Annotated in this window: 17 protein-coding genes and 2 pseudogenes; 14 read left to right on the forward strand and 5 right to left on the reverse strand. The window is 53.8% G+C overall.

The features are described from left to right. Nucleotides 1–14: 14 nt before the first annotated feature. The 4 genes from JMJ16_RS08645 (at nt 15) to JMJ16_RS08660 (ending at nt 5,442) form a co-directional block, all read left to right on the forward strand. Nucleotides 15–2,366, forward strand: a complete 2,352-nt coding sequence (locus JMJ16_RS08645) for a tyrosine-type recombinase/integrase (RefSeq protein ID WP_236601290.1) — start codon at nt 15–17, stop codon at nt 2,364–2,366. A gap of 40 nt (nt 2,367–2,406) precedes the next feature. Then, nucleotides 2,407–2,766, forward strand: a complete 360-nt coding sequence (locus tag JMJ16_RS08650) for a transposase (protein WP_201380330.1) — start codon at nt 2,407–2,409, stop codon at nt 2,764–2,766. A 987-nt stretch (nt 2,767–3,753) separates the two neighbouring features. Continuing rightward, nucleotides 3,754–4,554, forward strand: coding sequence for a hypothetical protein (locus JMJ16_RS08655; protein WP_201380331.1), 801 nt, complete (start codon nt 3,754–3,756; stop codon nt 4,552–4,554). A gap of 573 nt (nt 4,555–5,127) precedes the next feature. Beyond that, nucleotides 5,128–5,442: a YdeI/OmpD-associated family protein gene (locus JMJ16_RS08660; protein ID WP_201380333.1), complete on the forward strand. Its 315-nt coding sequence runs from the start codon at nt 5,128–5,130 to the stop codon at nt 5,440–5,442. Here the strand turns inward: JMJ16_RS08660 and JMJ16_RS08665 are convergent. Both JMJ16_RS08665 and JMJ16_RS08670 read right to left on the reverse strand, forming a co-directional pair. Continuing rightward, nucleotides 5,437–5,862 (reverse strand): DUF1801 domain-containing protein, encoded by a 426-nt coding sequence (locus JMJ16_RS08665; protein WP_201380334.1) that lies wholly within the window; start codon nt 5,860–5,862, stop codon nt 5,437–5,439. The two genes, JMJ16_RS08660 and JMJ16_RS08665, sit on opposite strands and share 6 nt — an antisense overlap. A gap of 675 nt (nt 5,863–6,537) precedes the next feature. Further along, complete coding sequence (locus JMJ16_RS08670; RefSeq protein WP_201380336.1) at nt 6,538–7,476, reverse strand: zinc-binding dehydrogenase; 939 nt, start codon at nt 7,474–7,476, stop codon at nt 6,538–6,540. 280 nt (nt 7,477–7,756) lie between these two features. On the opposite strand from JMJ16_RS08670, the gene JMJ16_RS08675 reads away from it, so the two are divergent. From JMJ16_RS08675 to JMJ16_RS08690, 3 genes and pseudogenes are all read left to right on the forward strand, one after another. Next, entirely contained in the window at nt 7,757–8,671 is a 915-nt protein-coding gene (locus JMJ16_RS08675) for a LysR family transcriptional regulator (protein WP_201380338.1), read from the forward strand. A 513-nt stretch (nt 8,672–9,184) separates the two neighbouring features. Next, nucleotides 9,185–10,067: pseudogene (locus JMJ16_RS56845) on the forward strand (NAD(P)H-binding protein). 245 nt (nt 10,068–10,312) lie between these two features. After that, entirely contained in the window at nt 10,313–10,519 is a 207-nt protein-coding gene (locus JMJ16_RS08690) for a hypothetical protein (RefSeq protein ID WP_201380344.1), read from the forward strand. Between the two features lie 27 nt (nt 10,520–10,546). On the opposite strand, the gene JMJ16_RS08695 is transcribed toward JMJ16_RS08690, so the two are convergent. After that, on the reverse strand, nt 10,547–11,116 hold the full coding sequence (locus JMJ16_RS08695) for a hypothetical protein (protein WP_236601292.1): 570 nt from the start codon (nt 11,114–11,116) through the stop codon (nt 10,547–10,549). 334 nt (nt 11,117–11,450) lie between these two features. Here JMJ16_RS08695 and JMJ16_RS08700 point away from each other — a divergent pair, with 334 nt between their 5' ends. After that, nucleotides 11,451–13,928: a 3'-5' exonuclease gene (locus JMJ16_RS08700; RefSeq protein ID WP_201380346.1), complete on the forward strand. Its 2,478-nt coding sequence runs from the start codon at nt 11,451–11,453 to the stop codon at nt 13,926–13,928. Between the two features lie 384 nt (nt 13,929–14,312). Here JMJ16_RS08700 and JMJ16_RS55925 read toward each other — a convergent pair whose 3' ends face one another. After that, nucleotides 14,313–14,444, reverse strand: a complete 132-nt coding sequence (locus JMJ16_RS55925) for a hypothetical protein (RefSeq protein ID WP_255553173.1) — start codon at nt 14,442–14,444, stop codon at nt 14,313–14,315. A 71-nt stretch (nt 14,445–14,515) separates the two neighbouring features. Between JMJ16_RS55925 and JMJ16_RS08705 the strand changes: the two genes are divergently transcribed. The 5 genes and pseudogenes from JMJ16_RS08705 to JMJ16_RS08725 all read left to right on the forward strand — a co-directional run bounded on the left by JMJ16_RS08705 (nt 14,516) and on the right by JMJ16_RS08725 (nt 18,700). Beyond that, nucleotides 14,516–15,352, forward strand: coding sequence for a helix-turn-helix domain-containing protein (locus JMJ16_RS08705; RefSeq protein ID WP_201380348.1), 837 nt, complete (start codon nt 14,516–14,518; stop codon nt 15,350–15,352). A gap of 526 nt (nt 15,353–15,878) precedes the next feature. After that, nucleotides 15,879–16,340, forward strand: coding sequence for an SRPBCC domain-containing protein (locus JMJ16_RS08710; RefSeq protein ID WP_201380356.1), 462 nt, complete (start codon nt 15,879–15,881; stop codon nt 16,338–16,340). 77 nt (nt 16,341–16,417) lie between these two features. Further along, nucleotides 16,418–16,816, forward strand: coding sequence for a helix-turn-helix transcriptional regulator (locus tag JMJ16_RS08715; protein WP_201380358.1), 399 nt, complete (start codon nt 16,418–16,420; stop codon nt 16,814–16,816). Nucleotides 16,817–17,098: 282 nt separating this feature from the next. Then, a pseudogene (locus JMJ16_RS08720) lies at nt 17,099–17,877 on the forward strand (DUF899 domain-containing protein). A gap of 4 nt (nt 17,878–17,881) precedes the next feature. Continuing rightward, nucleotides 17,882–18,700: a DUF2182 domain-containing protein gene (locus tag JMJ16_RS08725; RefSeq protein WP_236601294.1), complete on the forward strand. Its 819-nt coding sequence runs from the start codon at nt 17,882–17,884 to the stop codon at nt 18,698–18,700. A gap of 542 nt (nt 18,701–19,242) precedes the next feature. Here JMJ16_RS08725 and JMJ16_RS08730 read toward each other — a convergent pair. After that, complete coding sequence (locus tag JMJ16_RS08730; RefSeq protein WP_201380360.1) at nt 19,243–19,668, reverse strand: helix-turn-helix domain-containing protein; 426 nt, start codon at nt 19,666–19,668, stop codon at nt 19,243–19,245. Nucleotides 19,669–19,739: 71 nt separating this feature from the next. On the opposite strand from JMJ16_RS08730, the gene JMJ16_RS08735 reads away from it, so the two are divergent. Next, nucleotides 19,740–20,348, forward strand: coding sequence for an alpha/beta hydrolase fold domain-containing protein (locus JMJ16_RS08735; protein WP_236601295.1), 609 nt, complete (start codon nt 19,740–19,742; stop codon nt 20,346–20,348). Nucleotides 20,349–20,352: the final 4 nt, after the last annotated feature.

Here is a 20,352-nt window from a genome sequence, read left to right on the forward strand (position 1 = left end):
AGACACGCAGTCGTTTGAGCACCCCAGCCTCTTTTCACGCTTGTCAGTATCTTTTTTTTCTCGTGCTCCATGGACACATTCGTTTTGATTGGGAATGGCTCATTGCGATAGAACGCCTGGAAACGTGGGACTTTCTGCGGGTCGCAGGCATCGAGGTAAATCTTGCGCCGATATTGAGCTTGGCTACGAAGCTTGGTTACAGTCAGGCAAGTATCTGCTTTGCGAGCCAGTGGAGTCTCGGTCGTCTTTTCCTCCATACGGGCCAGCTACCGGTAGAACAGTTCAGCGAGAATGATCTGGCAGAGTTCGCAGAAGCCATTCGTCAGTTTGGAGAGCGGCCAGATGTGGCATTGTTTTACGGATCTCTTGACCATTACCGGAAGCGAGCCCAAGCGTATCTGGGCATGCTTTACCGACTGCATCTGGTGTTGTACCATCAATGTCATGCGAAGCAACTGCCTCGTAGAACTCCTCGCAAGCGTGTTTATCCTCCACTCCACAAGCCTCGTATGGAAGCCGTCGTTGCTCGATACCTGACTGCTCGGCGTCTCACCGATCGCCCAAGCACAGTGAAAAGCTTTGCGCTGGCTCTTCACCGCTTCATTCGGTGGATAGAGCAAGCCTATCCCACACTTGAGACCTTTGCTGAAGTCACGCGTGATCATGTTCTCCAGTTTGCTGAAGAATTTGACACTCTGGTTCATCCCAAAACAAAGCGTCCTCCTGGAGCTGGTAGCAAACTGGTAATGTTGGGGCGTCTTGCGGTATTCTTTCAAGATGTGGCTTGTTGGGGTTGGGAAGATGTTCCGCTTCACCCCCTCCTCCAAGGTCGAGACCTCCCACGACGGCCCAAAAGTATCCCCAGATACATTCCCGATGATGAGTTAGCGCGTCTCATGACCGCTATTCGCGCGTTAGAATGTCCCTACCAGAAAACTGCGCTGCTCATCGCTCGCTGGAGCGGTGCGAGGCGAGGGGAGATTCAAAGGCTCGACGTTAATTGTCTGGATCGTTATCCCGATGGTACTGATCGGCTTCGGATACCGGCAGGGAAAACAAAAAAAGAACGTGTGATCCCGCTTAATGAAGAGGCCGCTCAGGCTATTCGCGCTTTGCAACAGGACCGACAAGGCGACTGGAGCTTTCGCGATGAATTAACAGGGATGATGACTCGTTATCTTTTTGTACGGCAGGGAAAATGGCTCTCTGTCAATTACCTTTTTGATACGCCTCTCAAAGAGGCTTGTAGTGTCGCTGGCCTCGTAACAGAAAATGGAAAACCGCTGGTGTCAGCACATAGATTCAGGCACACCGTGGGGACCCAACTCGCTGAACGCGGCGCGAAATTACACACCATTATGAAGATCCTGGGTCACGACAGCGCGCAGATGTCAGTAATCTATGCTCAAATTAGCGATCAGACAGTCCTTCAGGATTACCAAGCAGTCCTTGGCCCTCAAGCAAAAATTGCTGGCTCAGCGGCGAAGCCCCTTCGGTCTGGAGAGTTCACCCCAACCGAGTTGTCTTGGCTTCAAACAAACTACTTCAAGGCAGAGCTAGAGCTGGGTCGCTGCCTCAGACTCCCCCAGGAAGGGCCGTGCGAATGTGAGCTGTATTTGACCTGTGCCAAGTTCGTGACCACCCCTGAATATGCTCCACGACTTCGCCGTCGTCGGCGAATCGAGCAAGAGCTTGTCGAGGACTCCTTGGCTCGTGGATGGCAGCGCGAGGTAGAGCGACACCAATGTACCATCAGACGACTTGAACAACTACTGCATACAGAAATGGACCCCATTCTCTCCTACACTCTCAACTTATTTGCAGATTATCACCAGTTCTATCTACAAGATGAGCTGACGGAAACGGACACGCCTGATGACTGGGGAGAACAATTAACAACACACATGATCGCCGTCGATCCAGGGATCGTTGGTGTTGGTACGGCACGCAATTTGACCGTTCCTGTCCGTGTTGATTTGCTCGTTACTCGACCGGTTGATGATTTCGACGTTTGGGATCATGTCGCGGAAGCGAGCTTAGAAGTCCCTTGCGGCCAGATTGTGATTGCAGGGTGCAGTGATTACTTTCCCGTTACATCTGCACGTACGAAAGTTTTACTGCGATCAGCCGACCTGTCCGCAGCGTATCTTCGCCGAGCGACTCCCTCAAGTCACCTCGTCTCACGGTCGCTACACCTTCGGACTCCGCCACTTTCTTGGTCAGCTTGGTCAACAGCAAGGTGGAGCCGCAGGAGAGCGCCTCGCCAATCTGTTGGGCATCCAGGTGACAGCACGAGCGGTCTTGCGCTTTCTGCATGCTCTCGCTCTCCCGGCTGTCAACACGCCTCATGTCATTGGGATCGATGAGTGGGCTTGGAAGCGGCGTGAGCGGTAGGGAGCTATCGTCGTGGATCTCGAACGGAGCCGACCAATTGCTCTGCTTCCAGATCGTTCACAGAAGACTGTCGCACAATGGCTCAAGCGCTACCCCACTATCAACATCGTTGCGCGAGATCGGAGTAAGAAATTTGCAGCCGCTATTACCGAGGCCCTTCCTCACGCCAAGCACGTAGCTGATCGCTGGCACCTCGCCAAAAATCTGACGGAATATCTGGATAAAGTCGTTTCCAAGCGCTGGAAACAAGTGACTGAAGCAGTGGACGAAGCCGAGTTGCCACCAGAGCCTATCGTCCCCGTTTCTTCTCGGGATCATTGGCCCCGCCAGCCTGCTGGTGAAGCACGCTATCAGCAGGTGCTTACCCTCTAAAGGGCAGGTTTTCCCACAGGAATCATTGCCAAACGGCTGGGCGTTGGGCAACGGACGATCCAGCGTTGGCTCGCACAAGAACATGGTGCCTATGCGGGACCTCGCAAACCACAGCGTAGCTCGCTCGACTGGTCAACACGGTATCTGCGGGAGCGATGGGAGGCAGGCGAGCGCAACGGCACTCTCCTGTGGGAGGAGTTGAAGACCCAAGGCTACACGGGATCGAGCCGCAGTGTCTATCGACGTCTGGCTCTTTGGCGGAATCATCCACGGAAGCTGAAATTGCCCGCTTCGCCTGGATCAGTTCCTCGCTCACCCTTCAAACGCTCAGGCGCTCTCCACCTTTCTCGACTCTTCTAAAACGGGTCAAGCTCAATTCTCTTTTTCCCAGCCATTCGGGGTCCCGACATAAAAGCCCTTCTCAATTCCGGTAAGAGCGACCCTACCCTTAGCGGAATCTAGAGTTTTTTATGCCGTGACCCCAATTAAACGAGGGAGGCTCAAATGTGGCAGAAACATCCAATTTGACTCTATTAGCCCATATTTGTTAAAATATATCTCGATACTTTGTAGGTGCAGAATTTTCCACAAAGGAGCTATCTATGCCGGGTCATTGCTAATGTGTGCCAGAGATAACAGGAGAAAAGCTACGCTGTTGCTGTAGGGCAACAGGATTTTCTTTTTGTGTCTCAATGATAGAATGGCATCACATTAGCAGCTTCATCGCAAGGATCGGCATCGCTCACTTCTCTCTGTCCCGCAATCCTCTGAAGTTGCCTCCCGTTGCAAAACAGCATGTGGATGCTTTTTTGTGCATATCTCTGGCATCTTGTCCTTTTCCCTCTCTCCCATAAAAGTGTGTGTGCAACCCATGCTTGGCATATGATTTCTCACATTGTAGAAACCATGAGAGCGCCGCAGGCGCGACACCGTGCTGGAAGCGGGAGCATGACAAACGGATTCACACAAGATAGGAAAGGAACGATTATGTCGTCATATTCGCGTAGAGACTATGCCCGCAACAGAGATGAACACTTGGCGCAGATTCTTGCCTTTTTACGCAACGATGAGCGTTTCGTCGCAGCCTGGCTCACTGGCAGCATCGGGCGAAACGAAGGGGATGAGCTGAGCGATTTTGACCTGCGCGTCGTGGTCGCCGACGCTTACGCGGAACAGCTATGCGCCTGTAGTCCACAGCAGGTAGGAACCGTCACCAGCGCCGAGCGACTTGCTCTCTATAAGCAGTTTGGTCAACCGCTGGTCCTTTGTGAGGCCCCAGGCTTTCCGCCAACGGGAGGATGTTTCAATCACGTTGTCTATCGCGAGACGGCCATTACGGTTGACTGGGTGCTGATTCCGCAAAAAGACGCGCACATCCCGCAACAAGAGTGCCGCCTGCTGCTCGATAAAGTTGGCCTCCCCAGCGCGCTACCAGTCTCAGAATCCACCCAAGAGCGTCTCCGGCTCGCGTCACGCGATGTAAGCGCTTTCTGGATGATGACATCTATCAGTATTAAATATGTTCTGCGCGGAGATCTCATCATGGGAGATCGTTTCATATTTGGCAATGCTTACTTGTTGCAGGACGTGAAACAGCGCGTTGCTGGAGAAACGCTGCACTGGCAGCGTATGAACATGCCCTTTGCCACGACGCGAGCGGAGCAGGTGACGCTGATCAGGCAGCTTTGCGCGGAGATGCAGGAGGAGATGAGGAAGCTCGTGGCCCAGGGTGGGCAGGTCCCCGATGATCCGATGTCGATCATCGAGGTCTGGCTCTCGATTGAGTGACCTTTTAGAGCAACTCTCTGGGGTCTCTACATATTTTCCCCTCTAGATTCCGCTAGGGGCAGGGGCGCTCTTACCGGAATTGAGAAGGGTTTTTATGTCGGGACCCCATTCCTCTCGGCCGCATCACTCTATACCATGCCATAGCCCTGATCTCTTTTCGAGAAGAGCACCAGGGCTCACTAGTGAGCATGAGAGCAAGCGTCCTCCACCAAACGGGTCCGAGAACCAAGAAATGCGGCAAAAAACTCGCATATTCCCTCCGCTTGAGGTATATTTGCTTCAAAATGTATAAAGCAGATTCTGCATTGAGAGATCGTTTTGCGTTGATCGCAAGATTTTGTAGAAAGTGGTAAATAGCGCGAATGTTCGACGGTTTTTCAGGTGAATGTTAGGAAATCAGCGCGAAACATGGGAATCGACCATTCATCGCCTGAGAAAGCCGCTCTACAAGCGAACATGTGCACACCATTTTTGTTAATTCGGCACGGGAGAAGACAGGCAAATTGAAGACGCCGTTAGCTCCTGCAATACTTGCGAGAGAGGGCTATTTTGTAGTAGTATAGACGTATGACTATGACCAACAATGAAATCTCCGGTGGTGTTGTCCACGAATTGCCAGAGGACTTACGACAAACCCTCGCTTCTGACGCGGAGGCGCTAGCGGCATGGGAGGATCTTACGCCTCTTGCGCGCAATGAATGGATATGCTGGGCGATCTCCGTGAAGAAACCAGAAACCAGAAGGCAGCACGTTGAAAGGGTGCGCACGCAACTCAAAGAGGGCATGCGCCGGCCTTGTTGTTGGATGGGCTGCATTCACCGCACGGACAAGCCAATAAGCCCGTCGGTGCAGTGGGTGCTCGATAAACAATCTAAAAAGTCATCATAGATGATGGCTTTCATAGAATGAGGGCTCATTTGCTTTCGACTTATTCAGCCCCACAGCTTCCAGAATGAGTGCTTTTAACGCGGCTTCATTGATGGTATCACTTTCGTGAAAGTCGATAGCACGAACCGTCTTGCTATCTAGGCGCGTGTTAAAGAGCTTTTGCGAATCTTTCATCTGAGCACCCTTGGGGAATGTCAACCTTACGGCGTTCTTGAGGGTATCGCAAAAGCAGAGTATTCCATCATGAGACCACACAGGGACTCCCTCGGGCCTTGAGGGCTTTTTCCACTTCACTTCTTCAACTAAGGCAGGGTCAGCTTGCTTGATCAAAGCACGCAGTCGTGACAACATCTTACCCCGCCAATTATCACACTTTGTGATTATGGCATCTATCTGCTGAGCAGCAGACTCGTCTTCCATATGAATTTCTTGGTAAATGCCGTACCAAGTGAGCAAATCTGGCCCCCAAATGTGAGAAATTGCCCTCAATCTTGAGCACCGGTACACACGTTTCCTGGAAAACCGCTCTTTATCTGGCTTCTTTCACTGCTATCTTGTAATTTGGAGAGAGGCTCAGGAGAGATGCTTCCATGAAAAAGTGTGCGCTGATGTGACGTGCTGAAAGAAACGAAACGAGGGAAAAAAGGGTAAAAGAAAGAGGCCGGTGATGCGTCGGCGCCATCGGATGAGATCTAGAGAGAGGGCGATGGGATGCCAAGCGTGATCAAATTCTTCCATACGTGCTTCGCCGAGGTCGGCGAGCGACAGACAGTGGTGCTTGTGCGGCATCCTCAATCATACTGTTGGTCCGGCTCGTAGCGCGAGTATCAATCCGATCTCTGACATGGCCCTCTCTCGGGTACAGTGTAACACTTTTTCATGCGCAGTGGTGCGCTTCTGGCGCATGAATTACTGTTGGCGCATTGATTTTCCAAGCTCAAAGGGAAATGGCTTGACGGCGCAGCGTGTAGAAGCAAACACTTGGCCATGCGCCAACAGCACCTCACCTGGACCTCTCGTCTTCGAGCATGTTCCAGAGGAAGAGATACTCTCAGCATTGAGACACATGCAAGATTCCGGCAGCTTCAGTACTCTCTACGCCAGATGCAGAACAGCTTTGCCAGTGAATTGTCTTTGCAGCAAGCGTTGCGCGACCTCACCAATGTCGTGCCAGGAAGCCTCCACCTCAATGGGCGTCCGCAATTGCTGCTCGGCTACCAGTTGTGCGAGCCAGGCCAGGTCACGAGATGCAGCACGACGATCGAATTCTGCAAACATCACCAGCTTGTAGAGGGTAACTCCTCCAGCAACCATGAAATTTCTGACATCAATGGTGACTTCTGGAGATGCCGACCAGCCCAGCGTGACGCAGGTTGCCCCTGGTGCCAGCAGAGAGAGTGCGCTCTTCAGTGCTTTTCCACCGAGCGACTCGATAATCAAGTGGTAAGGGCCATAGGCACGCGCTGGCTCAAGATCGTCCCCCACGATCACCTCATCGGCTCCCGCCTCTCGTACTACCGCCTCGAGGCGAGCATTTCGAGCCGTGCCGACGACAGAGGCACCGCTGAGCCTTGCGAGCTGATGCGCGAAGAGTCCCACCCCACCTGTGGAACCGGTAATCAACACGCGCTTGTGCAGGAGCAGCCCTCCTTTCTCAAGCGCCCGCAGCGCGGTGAGTCCAGCCGTAGGTAAGGTGGCCGCCTGAGCAAACGTCACGCTGGCGGGAAGTTCGGCCAGCCTGTTCGTCGGAACCGCCACCTGCTCAGCCCATGCGCCTGCATTAACCAGGCCTACCACCCGGCTCCCGACCTTCGGCCCTGTCCCATTGGCAGCTTGCTTGATGACGGTTCCGGCCAGATCCCAACCGGGTCGCCTGCCCGCTTCGACCAGGATGATCGCATCTCCTCGATTCAAAGAAAAGGCCTCAACCTGAACAAGCGCTTCCGACGGGCCAGGCTGGGGCGCTTCGACCTCTTTGATGGCAAACCGTCCTGCAACATCAGGATCAACGACTATCGCACGTATTGAACTCATGTATCTCATCCCTTTCTCTGATAGCAATTTGGGAAATTCCCCCATGAGACGTAGGGTTGGGGAATCTGTAAATCCCAACATTCAAAATTCCACACGACGTGCCATAGAACTCCTGTTGTATCCTACGTTGATGCTTGTGGTTCGATGGCATCCTCCATCTCTGGTGGTGGATTGCTACTTGCAAGGGTAAGTATAGTAGCCGCGCGCTTGACAGGGAAGAAGAAAAAAGTTACCCTGGTTATCATGGTATGAACCTGTGGTTTATACGAAGGGAGATCGTATGGGAAATGACGTATTACATACGTTCATAGAAGTCATAGATGCAGGGAGCTTTTCAAAGGCTGCCGAGAAATTATATCTCTCCTCAACGGCGCTCATGAAACAAATGAATGTCTTAGAAGCGCAGATTGGTGTGCAACTTTTAATCCGAACACATCATGGTATACGAGCCACCGATGCTGGAAGATCCTTTTATCATGATGCAAAGTTTCTGCTGCAATATTCAGAAAAAGCCATTGCACGAGCACAGCAAGCCGCCAAGACAAATCCGTACTGTATACGGATTGGAACGTCACTGCTGAACCCATGTACCGTCCTGGTCGATGTATGGAACACCATCAGTGATGCCTATCCCCAGTTCAAAATGAAGATGGTTCCCTTTGATGATGTTGTTGAATCCTGGCCCACGGCCTATCGAACGATTGGGAAGGATTTTGATGTCATGGTCGGGGCATATGAGAGAGCGAATGAGTCTGACTCTTTTCAGGCTCTCAAGTTGGGGGAGTATCGCTTTTGTGTCGCAGTCTCAAGGGAACATTCATTAGCCAGGAAGGAAAGGCTTTCTGTGACCGATCTCTATGGAGAGCGGTTAGTCATGATACAATCAGGCACCAGCCCGCTCATTGACGCAATACGGGGATATTTAGGAACGGAACACCAGGAAATCCAGATTACGGACGGACTCCATCAGTATGATATTGATGTGTTCAACCGCTGTGAAGCAGGCTGTGCCGTTCTGCTGACGTTAGACGGATGGAAAGATGTCCACCCTTCTCTGGTCACTCTTCCTGTCGATTGGGAGTACACGATTCCATATGGGATGCTTTATCCGCGCAAACCATCAAACAGTGTGCTACATTTTGTGAGAGCGATACAAGAAACAGCATTTTCAAACCACCTCACAAACCACAGGTGAATCGCAATACTACTCGTCAACCCTACAGTGCTACCCGCTTTCCGAGAACTTACGCAAGCCTTTCTTTTTCTCCCTCCAATTTACAAAAATCCGGTAAAAGAAGTCAGGTGGAGAGCGGTTTCCCCAGATACGTTCATGGCAATGCTCAAGATTGAGGGCAATTTCTCACGTTTGAGGGCCGGATCTGCTCACTTCGTAGGGCATTTCCTCTGAAATGCAACAGTTGCCCTCTGGTGTTGTCTAAACAACGATCCAGCCTATTTGCTGATTGCTTTCAATTCAGAGACAGCTTACTATTCCTCCTGTGTAGTATACACGAAAGTGTTGCTTAGATAACAATGTTGCCTGTCCGACATCCTTCTGTTCACTCGAGAGATGTGGCAGCCATCAGATGCAAGGGTACCTGTCCCGTGAGGGCGTGTCCGCCGTAGCGAGAGTACACAAAGATGGAGGAAGGACTATCGAAATGCAGGCAAGAGTCATTACACAATCTCTCTCCTGGAGGTGGTTTTCATGATTGTCATTACAACTCCCACTGGCCTGATCGGCCATCAAGTACTTCACAACCTGCTCAATAGCGACGAGCCGATCCGTGTGATCGTGCGCGATCCCTCCCGTCTGTCCCCGCGCGAGCACGAGCGCGTCGAAGTCGTGCAAGGATCGCATGGTGACCTCGATGTTGTTACCAGGGCATTCACAGGAGCAGACAGCGTGTTCTGGCTTGTACCCCGGACCCCCACGCTGAGAGCGTCGAGACCGCCTACGTGGACTTCAGCAGGCCTGCGTGCGACGCTTTCAAGAGCCAGGGGGTCAAGCGGGTGGTTGGCGTCTCGGCCTTCGGTCGTGGGGCAGCAGTATCCGGGAAAGCTGGCAATGTCACGGCATCGCTGGCCATGGACGACCTGATCGCCAGCACGGGGTCAGTTACCGGGCGCTGACCATGCCCACGTTCATGGATAACCTGCTCCGTCAGGTCGAGTCGATCAAGAACCAGGGCGTGTTTGCGGCCCCCATGTCTGGGGACCTCAAGCAGCCAACCTGCGCCACCCGCGACATCGCCACCGTTGCCGCCAAGCTGCTGCTCGATCACTCCTGGAGCGGAGTCGAAAGTCGCCCCGTGCTCGGTCCTGAGGACCTCTCCTTCAACGACATGGCGCAGATCATGTCCGAGGTGCTCGGTAAACCAGTGCGTTTCCAACAGATGGCAGGCTCAGCCCTGAAGGCCAGGCTGCTCCAGAGCGGGTGGTCCGAGGCTATGACCCAGGGTTACCTCGACATGTGTGCTGCCTACGATCAGGGACTCACCACCGCCGAGCCGCGCACCCCCGAGTCCAGCATTCCCACGAGCTTCCGCCAGTGGTGCGAAGAAGTGCTGGGTCCAGCTATCCTGGGCTGAGCACTTCTGCGATGGAGCAGGCATGCATTCGCCATGGGTGCGCAATGGCTCATCGGCGAGGGCACGTTACGATCCGATCAGGACTGGAGCTGCCTGAACCGGGGGTGCGTTCTCCACGAGAGTCGATCCAGAACGCCGTTGGTGTTCCTCTCAACACCAACCTCCAAAAATGTGTCTTTCAGTTCTTGAGCTTCAACTACTCAAGAACTGTTTGTTTTCTATGAAGAAGAGCAAAGGAACATACCATGCGCCCCTTACCCTGGCACCCTCCAGTTGAACCATCGTGCGTGGAGCAAACCATCATCCAACGCATCAAACGGGCGAGATTATTTGTCTTTCTCCGTCATCACCGCCACGAACTCTTTGATGATGCCTTTCAAGAAGAACTGGCGATGCTCTTTCAGAGGCCAACATCTGGCGTGCGTGTCTCTGTGAAGAGAAGAATGTGGTGAGAGCGCGATCGCGCTTTGGAGAAGCGCCTATGCGAGTGAGCGAGTCGGTGGTGCTTTCCTTGCCCAGCCGGGTGCAGGTGATGGTGCTGGCAGCGCTGTTGTTTCACCAGCACTATGGGAGGACTCGCTTGCCGTATAGAGGAGCAGCAGGAGTCGGAGACATTGATGGGGAAGGAAGAGCTGGTGCTGTTGATAGATGGCAATTTCGTCTTCCTCAAGCTCTGATGCACAGGCCCAGGCAAGGTAGAAGTGTGCCTGGTGGAGCAAGCGAGCATGGGTGATCTGCGTGAGCAGGTGCGGCAGAAGCGAGGGGTGTCTCACAGAGCAGCGCGTCTTCTCTTCGCTGGCCTGTTCGATAAGCGTCGTTTCAATGGCTGTCTTCTCCAGATGGTGGAGACAGGACTTGCAGGAGATGTGTTGCGGTTTGCCATGAAGGGAGAGACGCCAGCCACGCGAGGAGATGTTCCCTTGTGAATCTGCATCCGGTTTCCCATTGCGGCAAAGTGTGCGGCCATGCCTGGCAACGTGGGTGGTGAACTGTGTGGGCGACCACGTCTTGTGTGTGGTGTCCCAGTGATGTTTGATGAGAAGGTGCATATTTTTGAAGGCCTGTGTTTTGATGTGTCGCTCTGAACGAGAAATGTGTATATTTCTCACTAGTATACCATACGGATTTCAAGAGCAATGGGGGGAGAAAGGACGTTTCAGAGGGGCTTACGTTTTAGAAGGGCTTTAGGAAGGAGTAGCTGATCCTCGACGTTCCGATCACGGCCACCTTCTTCTCGCATGCGCTCCCGTGTTTTTCCACGATGTTCACCTCTTCCTCTTAATCAGGACGAGGCTTCACCGCTTTTGGCAGTATCATACAGGTATCTGCCCACTAGGCAACATGCGAGCATTGAAAAACGGGGTATTCAGAGGTGTTGCTTTGATGAGAAAGGAAGAACACGTGACTGCCGATCCCGATGGGGATGTCCCTGCCCAGCTTCATGATGAGATGCTTTTCGGCTGGGATCCGACACCAGGCATTGTCTCTGTCTGGGCGACACGGGCAGGGAACGCGCTTGTCTGGCAACGGCAAGGGGGAGTGGTCAGCTGTAGCAACGCGTCCTTTCGCCCCTGGCTCTTTGCCAGAACGTTGGAGGATCTCCCTCCGCTGCACGCGCACCCTCCGGCGACGCTTCCCTGGGACAGGGATCAATCGCCGATCAGCTCTCGCTTGTTGGAGGGTTCAGATGGATCATATCGGTACCTGCTTTCAGCTCGCGATGGGCATCTGTTAGAGCGGATGCTTCTTGCGGGAGCCTCACGACGCCTGGGCCGCCAGGTGACCTCACTTGGTTCCTTGTGGGAAGACTATTACCGTGTTGGCCCCGTGGAACAATATCTGATGCAAACGGGGCGTGCCTTCTTTCGAGGCCTGGCCTATGATGATCTGCATCGCCTGCAATTTGATGTAGAAACCACCTCGCTTGATCCTTCGCGTGGTCGCATCTTTCTCGTCGCGATTCGAGACAATCATGGGCACGAATGTATTGTAGAAGCGCCTACCCCTAAAGAAGAACCGGCCCTCGTCACCGAGCTGTGTGCAGTGATTCGTCGTTTGGATCCCGATGTCATTGAGAACCATAATCTCTTTGGCTTTGATCTCCCGTTTCTTGAGGCTCGCGCCAAGGCTCTCCGTGTGCCGTTGTTGCTCGGGCGATCTGGTGCCCCATTGCAGTTGGAATCGTTTGAGGAAGCGGGAGCTTATCGTAGGAAACGCAAGCGCTTCAGTGTTGCGGGACGAGAATTGATTGATACCTTAGATGCGGTTCGTCGATATGATTTTGTTGCGCGCTCGTTGCCATCCTATCGCCTGAAGGAGGTCGCTCGCCATTTCGGCATGGCCGCTCCAGAACGTGTCTATATCGAAGGGAGCAAGATCTATGAGACCTATCAGCGTGACCCAGATCTGGTACGCACATATGCATTCGACGATGTGTGTGAGGTTGACGCGATTTCGCGTCGCTTGATGGGAGCTGCCTTTGCCCTCGCCGGGATGGCCCCTCGTCGCTATGAGCGCGTAGCTTCAGCCGGTCCAGCCATGGGGATTCTTGAGCCGATGATAGTCCGGGCATATGTGCGAGCAGGCGCAGCGCTTCCCTGCTATACAACTGGCCAGGAAGAACGCTATGGGCAACATCAAGGGGGAGCCTCGTACCTTTTGGCAGAGGGGGTCGCTGAGCATGTGGTGAAAGCCGACGTCGCCTCGCTTTATCCCTCGCTGATTCGGGCTTTTCGGATTGCGCCGAAGTGTGATCGCCTGGGCGTGTTTCTGCATTTCATGGATCGGTTGACGGAGTTGCGTCTCTTCCATAAAAGAGCAGCTCGGGAAGCACCTGCTGGCTCTATGGAAGGCAATCAACATGATGGCACACAGGCGGCCATGAAGACGGTGATTAACGCGGCGTATGGCTATCTGGGAGCGACGTCGATGGCGCTCTTTGCGGATTTGGAGGCGGCAAACGAGGTGACCAGGCGAGGCAGGGCACTGCTCGACAGTCTTCTTGCGTCCCTACGAGAGCGAGGAATGGTGCCAATTGAAGCGGATACCGATGGGGTCTACTTTGCGGTTCCCAGTGAATGGGGTGAAGAGCAAGAACGAGCACTCGTCAGCGAGGTGGGCGCAACGTTGCCCGACGGAGTGAAGCTGGAATACGAAGCGCGCTATGGCGCGATGCTCTCTCACGCGATCAAGAATTATGCGCTCTTGACGTATTCGGGAGAGGTGATCGTGCGAGGGGCGGCCATGCGGTCGAGCCGATCGGAACCCTATGGGGAGCGGTTTTTGCGCCAGGCATTGCGCTGTGTGATGCAGGGTGACCTGGTTGGCGTGGAGCAAGGGTATCAGGAAACGCTTCGGGCGCTGCGGACACGCTCACTTCCGACCTCCGATGTCGCCACGCGTTTTCGGCTCTCGAAAGACGCGCAGACGTATCTTGCTGGTCGTGCAAGGCAGAAAGAAGCGCAATACGAAGCGTTACTGCTCGCGGGGAGAAGGCAGTGGAAGAGTGGTGAGCATGTTCGCTTTTACCGTGCCTCCAATGGGACTCCTGTGTGGTTGCCCGACGACATTGACGACATTTCTCCTCTGGAAGACGCTGAAGAAGACAGAGGGGAAACAATGCGAGTGGCCCCTCCCTCTTCTGCGTTTGGGCGTTCCCCAGCCTATGATAGTGACTATTATCAACAGGTGCTCCTGAATTCCTATGCGGAGCGTCTGCGCGTTGCCTTTGAGCCAGAGGACTTCGCCCAACTCTTTCGTCTGGACGCGCAAACAAGTTTTTTTGATCGCCCCGTGGAGCAAATGCACATACGCTGGATCCGGTACGTGTCAGAGGTGTCTGTCGTGGAGGAGAATGGGTGATGAGACCAGAAGAGCTAGGTCCTCAAACGTACATGCGAGCTGTGGCTGAACGAAGCGCTTCCTGAATCTAGTGTTGGGCGGGCTCGTCATGGTAGTGCTGTCTAGCAGTTTGTCGGAGAGAAACAAGAGTGTGATTTGCCACTGACCCAGTCCTCATGGGAAAAGACATGATCCCAAAAAGCGTGTGAACAAGTTATAGTTACCATTAGTGGAGTAAAAGATTTTTAAAGGCTTTGCGCGAATTTAGTGTTCTTTTGGCCTGCTCGCCCTGGTCGATCCTCGATCACAACCCTGGATACATTGGTTTTTCGAGCGGCTTTACACGAATATGTGATCAAGAATCGATCAGGACAGTTTGAACACAACAAATTCCGAAGATTCCTTTTAAAGGCTGGATGGTTTGAGCGCCGTGAGTTGGAAGGCGCCTCCGTGGTCGTGGGCATGTTGGACGGCTTGATTGACTTGTTCAAGCGAAAATGTAGAGACGGAGAATGGTTCAAGGGCTGGTAGTAGCATGCCACAGGTCCTGAGGCGCTACCAGAGCGTACTGATACTGGTATTGCTACCACCAGGGAAGGGAGCGCAAGATGACAAAGAACAACGAGCAACGTGGAGAACTGGCAACCTTCTTACGCACACGCAGGGCCAGGCTGTCACCAACAGACGTGGGATTGCCACGCACGGTACGCCGCAAGACGGTGGGATTGAGACGAGAAGAAGTAGCACAACTTGCCGGTGTCGGGGTCACCTGGTATACCTGGCTGGAACAGGGGAGAGAGATCAACGTCTCCGTCCAGGTCCTCGATAGTCTGGCACAAACCTTACGGCTTTCTGCGGAGGAGAAAGCACATCTGTTTCTTCTGGCAGGTCAAGTACCACTTCAGCATCCTGCACCTCAGCAGGAACAGGTCAGTCCTTTCTTGCAGAAGTTGCTTGAGCACCAGAGAAGTAGCCCAGCCTATATTATGGGCCGGAGATGGGATGTGCTGGCCTGGAATCGTGCGGCGTGCCAGGTTATCACAAATTTTGCAGCACTGCCACTGGAGGTCTCGCCAACACAGGTGCTGCCTGGGTACCTCTCGCATATTGCCACTCATCTCCAAGGACTCAACAACGCGCCTGGACACACCAAGGCGCAGGACGACTTGGCGATGCAGATTGACAAGGCACTCGCCAGGGTGTCATTGCTCATGACGACCATTGGCAATGATGCGGTGCAACTGGTAAAGATGAGCAACACCGAACTTCAGCAACAGCACGCCCTAAACCTCATCGACGATATGGTGACCAATGCGACTGCCGCATACGTTGGTCAACCCGATCCGGTAAGTGGCGGGAACACTGGAGGAATTACCTATATTCACAATAAGCTCCAGGGGCTGGCCATGATGGCAATCACACCATCAACCAAAGGCGACCAGTAGTTTTTCTAAGTGCATCAGCGTGGCTCTCTTGGCAAAAGAGCCACGCTTTTTAGGTTCGCGGCACATTGCCTTGAATGTGTTTAAACGTTTTAAAGATACTAAAAGCGAGGGGAGAGTTGAATGAGCGAAGAGAAGCTGGTAAAACATCGCAGTACTATACCTCCTTTTGAGTGTGCACATTGGTTTTTTTTGCATAACCCCCCGAAACGGTGCACTCGGCTGCACTTAGGCATCTCCATCGTCCATAAGTGCTCTTCTTTCATGAGAACAGAAGCCGCAGAGTAGGGTTTCTCCGTTTATCCCCCTCTCAATTCCTCTCAGAGACGAGATCATGACAGAAGAGAACCGCTTCCAAAGACCCACGCTCACCACTTCTCGAATCTTGCTCTTGTTCCTGACATCTCCTAAATAAGCAACTTCTGGGTTGCTTATTGTGGTTTTTTCTGGTATACTCTCAATAGGCAACTCTCAGATTGCCTATTGAGTAACACACAAGAGCATCTTGTTTCACTAGAGAGGAGACCCAATGACTCTTGCTGATCGTATCGAACGAACCATGGTCTTGCCTGCCCAGCGCCAACGCGTCTGGGAGGCTGTCACGAAACCAGAACAGCTTGCCCGTTGGTTTGGGGTGGTGAGTGACATGGATTTTCGCGTAGGTGGTGCCATCCAATTTACCTGGGAAAATAAACTATGCCCCTATCCTGGCGTGATCGAGGTCATTGAGCCAGAGCAGCGTTTTGCCTTTCGCTGGCCTTCCTATGCTGTTAGCCTTCCCAATGTCACATTTGCCACCGAGCCCAGTACGTTGGTGGAAATTACTCTGGAAGAACACGCCGAAGGGACCCTCTTGACGCTGGTTGAGTCGGGGTTTGCTTCCCTGCCTCAGCCTATTCCGGCAGAGGAAGCCTATCGCGCCAACTTTGATGGCTGGCAAGAGTGCCTGAACGGGTTGCATGCCTACCTCCAGAGCCAGGAAGTCGTGTAGTCCTGGTCTGAGGGTGCTTGCTTGTTGTAGGTGATGCGGAAAAGCACCCCGTCGAAGCTGGAGAGGAGAAACAGGTGATGACTGATGAACATGCGCAGCGAGTCTTTCTGGCGCTCGCTGATCCCACGCGTCGTCTCTTGCTTCAACAATTATGTGAAGAAGGCTCAGGGACAGCAGCGGGCTTCGCTACCCGTTTGCCCATCACGCGTCAAGCAATCATCAAGCACCTGGTGACCTTAGAGCAGGCCGGTCTCGTGACGGCCCGCGAGACGGGTCGGGAGCGGCGGTATATGCCACGGCCAGAGGGATTGCAGGCCGTCACGACCTGGATTGGGGCTATTGAAGCCCAATGGGATCAGCGCCTGGCTGCCCTGCGGAACTATCTGCTTGAGGAACCAGGCACATCCTCCGCGCAGGAGCAAGAAACCAATGCCAGAGCGAATACACATAAGGACAAGGAGTCTGGGAGTCCATAGCTTGCGCCTGTCCAAATGGAGAGAATCATGAGTCATCCCGCATTCAAGATGGATAGGAAAGAGGGAGTAAAAATCTTATGAATATCACAAGCAAAACAATTTTGATAACAGGCACCAATCATGAGCAAATTGCAAGGCCGTCGGACGAGGCTACGAGCGCATTCATCGGGCAGCCCTCACAAGCTCGGATCGAACAACCGGATGATCAGAAAAGATAGAGAACTGTGTTGTGTCTTCATGGAAAGATTGAGCCATGAATGGATTGAGTAAAGGAGAGAAACAATGACCGATCATCAGACTGGAACACGTGAAGAGTGGCTTGCGGCCCGGCTGGAGCTGCTGGAGGAAGAGAAGGCGCTGACGCGGCGCAGCGACGAACTGGCGCGGCGAAGGCTTGAACTGCCCTGGGTTCGCATCGACAAGCAGTACCGCTTCGAGACAGACAAGGGTACAGCGTCCCTCGCAGATCTCTTCAGGGGCGCTCGCAGTTGCTCATCTATCACTTCATGTTCGGACCCGAGTACACGGCAGGGTGTCAGACCTGCTCGTCGATCGCCGACGGCTTCGACGGCTCGGTCGTCCACCTTGCCAATCACGACGTCACGCTCTGCGCGGTGTCGCTGGCTCCGCTCGCGAAACTGCAGGCGTACAAGCAGCGGATGGGCTGGAGCTTCCTCTGGGCGTCTTCGTTCGACGGCGACTTCAACTACGACTTCAACGTCTCCTTTACGGAGGAGCAGCAGTCGGGAGCCATCGAATACAACTATCGCCAGGGCAACGTCAGCTCACGCACCAACGACATCGCCGCAAACGAGGCGGCGGCTGAAGCCGGGGCGAAGTTCGCGGCGGGTACCGGCACGGACTGGGCAACGTATGCGCGACAGACCCCTGGCATGAGCGCGTTTGCGCTTGAGGACGGCGTCGTCTACCATACCTACTCGACCTACGCGCGCGGGTTGGACGGGCTCTGGAGCATGCAGCAGTGGCTCGACCGCGCACCACGCGGTCGCAACGAAGCAGGCCCCTGGTGGCGCCGCCACGACGAGTACGACAAGGAGTAAAACCATGCCGGGGACAGGCGTGCCTGTCCCGGCATTTGAGAAAGCGGAAGCACAAATGAGTTTGCAACGAGAATATCGTCTTTTTCTGGCGCTGCTGCTGATCCTAGCCTCTGCTTCATGGGCCATGCTGATCTGGCAGTCTGGCATGATGAAGAGTATGGGCATCGGGTTGGGGATGGGAGGGACTATGGGGATGGGAGCCGCGTTGTTCCTGGCGATCTGGGTCGTGATGATGATCGCGATGATGTTTCCCGCGACAGCCACGATGAATCTGGCTTTCGCACGAGTCCAGCGTGAGAGGCACACCGGCTGGCGGGCCTCTGTGTCTCCCTGGATCTTCGTGGGTGCGTACCTGCTGGTCTGGGCGCTCTTCGGCGTGTTCGCGTATCTCGGCGCGCTCGCCGCCTCGGGGTTGGCCGGGCAGATCCCCTGGATCATGATGAACGCGGCCCGGATTGGTGGCGGCATCCTGATGCTGGCCGGGCTCTACCAGCTTACACCCCTCAAACGGGTCTGCCTGGCAAAATGTTGCACGCCTCTGAATTTCATCCATGGCAGGTGGCATGACGGCTACATGGGTGCCTTTCGGATGGGCCTTGAGCACGGCATCTTTTGCCTGGGATCGAACTGGCTGCTCTTTGTCCTCCTCTTCCCCCTGGGCATCATGAATGTCGTAGCGATGGCAGGGCTTACCGTTGTGATCTTCGCCGAAAAAATGTTTCCTCGATGGGAGCGCATTGCTCAGGGAGTGGGCCTAGCCCTGATCCTCTCTGGCATTCTCGTGATGGTCGTGCCCGCTGCGCTCCTTCTGAATGGTGCGTAATGCTCGTACGCAATGCCGAGAGGATAATGGTGCACCTGACTCGTGACTGGAGCACCTCTCTCTCTTTTCTTCAGGAGGCTTGTAATGAAGAGATTTGAAAACAAAGTGGCGGTGGTGGACACCTCGTCATATGAGTGTGGATCTCCCGCTCTTTTGATGAAAAATACTGACTGTTTGCTTGATCGGTTAAAGATCTTCATGAGTTTTTTATGTTATCGGAAAGTATCATCTCAATAATGGGTGGAGAGAAAACCGATCATCTGGTTGAACGCATGGTGTTCGAAGGTGCAGGGAGGGAGAGACCTGTCAATTTGGGAATTTTGTGGCTGATGCCCACTTCGGGGGCTTATTGGTCGCTTGCTTGATCTCTTGAGCAGAAGAATCCTCTTGGTCATGGGCTCTTTATGCAGAGCAAGCAGACAGTAAGCCCCTAATCTGGGCATTAGCCATTCCATGGGCGAAATTTCGGTAAATCCGTGGGTGACGCTTCTCTCGAAACGTGCCCTGTCAGGCACATCGGCAACCCCAAGCAGAGCAAGGCGTTAGAGCGAGCGTTGTTGAACAAGGGAGGCGGTTGCTTCCTGAATCGGCGTATGATCAAGGCAATCATACGTCGCACGCGCTTGCGCGACCTCCTGCAAATGCCCGTAGGCCCAGACCTTGAGTGCTTGCATGGGTTCTCTCAGGGTCTGTCCCAGTGGCGTCAGAGAATACTCGACGACGGGAGGCACAACCGGATAGACCACGCGCTGGACCAAGCCATTGCGTTCCAGCGCCCGCAAGATCTGGGTCAGCATTTTGGTTGAGATGCCATCGATCCGCTTGAGCAATTGCCCAAAACGCATGGTGTGCTCTTCCAACGCATAAATGACCAGAGGCGTCCACTCGTCAGCGATCAGGTGGAGCACCTGCCGCGACAGGCAGTCTGCCCGGAAAATATCAGGTGATGTTGGTTGCTTGCTTTCCATATGGTAACTCTATCACTTTTTGGTTCCTTCTTACAAGGGATATCTTTTTCGATTATAGTAATTCCCAGTGAGTGATTATCCACTCATCTGAGATGAAGAAAGAGGAGATTTCCTTCGATGATGTCCTGACCGCCTATCGTTGGCTCCTGGCCCCCGGCACGCGACCCGAGCATATCGTACTAGCCGGTGATTCTGCGGGTGGTGGCTTGAGTCTGGCCCTGTTGCAGGTTCTGCGCAACCAGCGCCTTCCCATGCCAGCCGGGGCAGTCCTGCTTTCTCCGTGGACTGACCTGCCCGGCACGGTTGCCAGCCGGACAACCCGTGATGAAGTTGACCCTATCTTTTCAGGAAAGACCATCAATTTCTTAGCGAATTTCTATGCTGGCACCGAAGAGAAGAGCAATCCGCTCCTGTCACCCATCTACGCGGATCTGCATGGCTTTCCGCCCCTGATGATTGAGGTTGGCAATGACGAAGTCCTTCTGGATGACGCACTCCTCTTCGCGGAACGCGCCAGAGCGGCGTGTGTCGCGGTCGAACTGACTGTGTGGAATGACATGTGGCACGTCTTCCAGCACTACGCCGCGGTGGTACCCGAAGGACAACAATCACTAGAAAACATGGGGAAGTTTATCCGCTCCCAGACAAAGCTGTCACAGGCATACGCGGAACAGGTCTAAAGAA

The sequence above is a fragment of the Ktedonobacter sp. SOSP1-52 genome, assembly GCF_016587395.1.

What these genes read in the sequence shown, in the direction of transcription:
- JMJ16_RS08655 (WP_201380331.1), top strand. Translation starts at nt 3,754, where the DNA reads ATGTCGTCATATTCGCGTAGAGACTATGCCCGCAACAGAGATGAACAC.
- JMJ16_RS08660 (WP_201380333.1), top strand. Translation starts at nt 5,128, where the DNA reads ATGACCAACAATGAAATCTCCGGTGGTGTTGTCCACGAATTGCCAGAG.
- JMJ16_RS08665 (WP_201380334.1), bottom strand. Translation starts at nt 5,862, where the DNA reads ATGGAAGACGAGTCTGCTGCTCAGCAGATAGATGCCATAATCACAAAG.
- JMJ16_RS08670 (WP_201380336.1), bottom strand. Translation starts at nt 7,476, where the DNA reads ATGAGTTCAATACGTGCGATAGTCGTTGATCCTGATGTTGCAGGACGG.
- JMJ16_RS08675 (WP_201380338.1), top strand. Translation starts at nt 7,757, where the DNA reads ATGGGAAATGACGTATTACATACGTTCATAGAAGTCATAGATGCAGGG.
- JMJ16_RS08690 (WP_201380344.1), top strand. Translation starts at nt 10,313, where the DNA reads ATGCGCCCCTTACCCTGGCACCCTCCAGTTGAACCATCGTGCGTGGAG.
- JMJ16_RS08695 (WP_236601292.1), bottom strand. Translation starts at nt 11,116, where the DNA reads ATGCACCTTCTCATCAAACATCACTGGGACACCACACACAAGACGTGG.
- JMJ16_RS08700 (WP_201380346.1), top strand. Translation starts at nt 11,451, where the DNA reads ATGAGAAAGGAAGAACACGTGACTGCCGATCCCGATGGGGATGTCCCT.
- JMJ16_RS55925 (WP_255553173.1), bottom strand. Translation starts at nt 14,444, where the DNA reads ATGCTACTACCAGCCCTTGAACCATTCTCCGTCTCTACATTTTCGCTT.
- JMJ16_RS08705 (WP_201380348.1), top strand. Translation starts at nt 14,516, where the DNA reads ATGACAAAGAACAACGAGCAACGTGGAGAACTGGCAACCTTCTTACGC.
- JMJ16_RS08710 (WP_201380356.1), top strand. Translation starts at nt 15,879, where the DNA reads ATGACTCTTGCTGATCGTATCGAACGAACCATGGTCTTGCCTGCCCAG.
- JMJ16_RS08715 (WP_201380358.1), top strand. Translation starts at nt 16,418, where the DNA reads ATGACTGATGAACATGCGCAGCGAGTCTTTCTGGCGCTCGCTGATCCC.
- JMJ16_RS08725 (WP_236601294.1), top strand. Translation starts at nt 17,882, where the DNA reads ATGCCGGGGACAGGCGTGCCTGTCCCGGCATTTGAGAAAGCGGAAGCA.
- JMJ16_RS08730 (WP_201380360.1), bottom strand. Translation starts at nt 19,668, where the DNA reads ATGGAAAGCAAGCAACCAACATCACCTGATATTTTCCGGGCAGACTGC.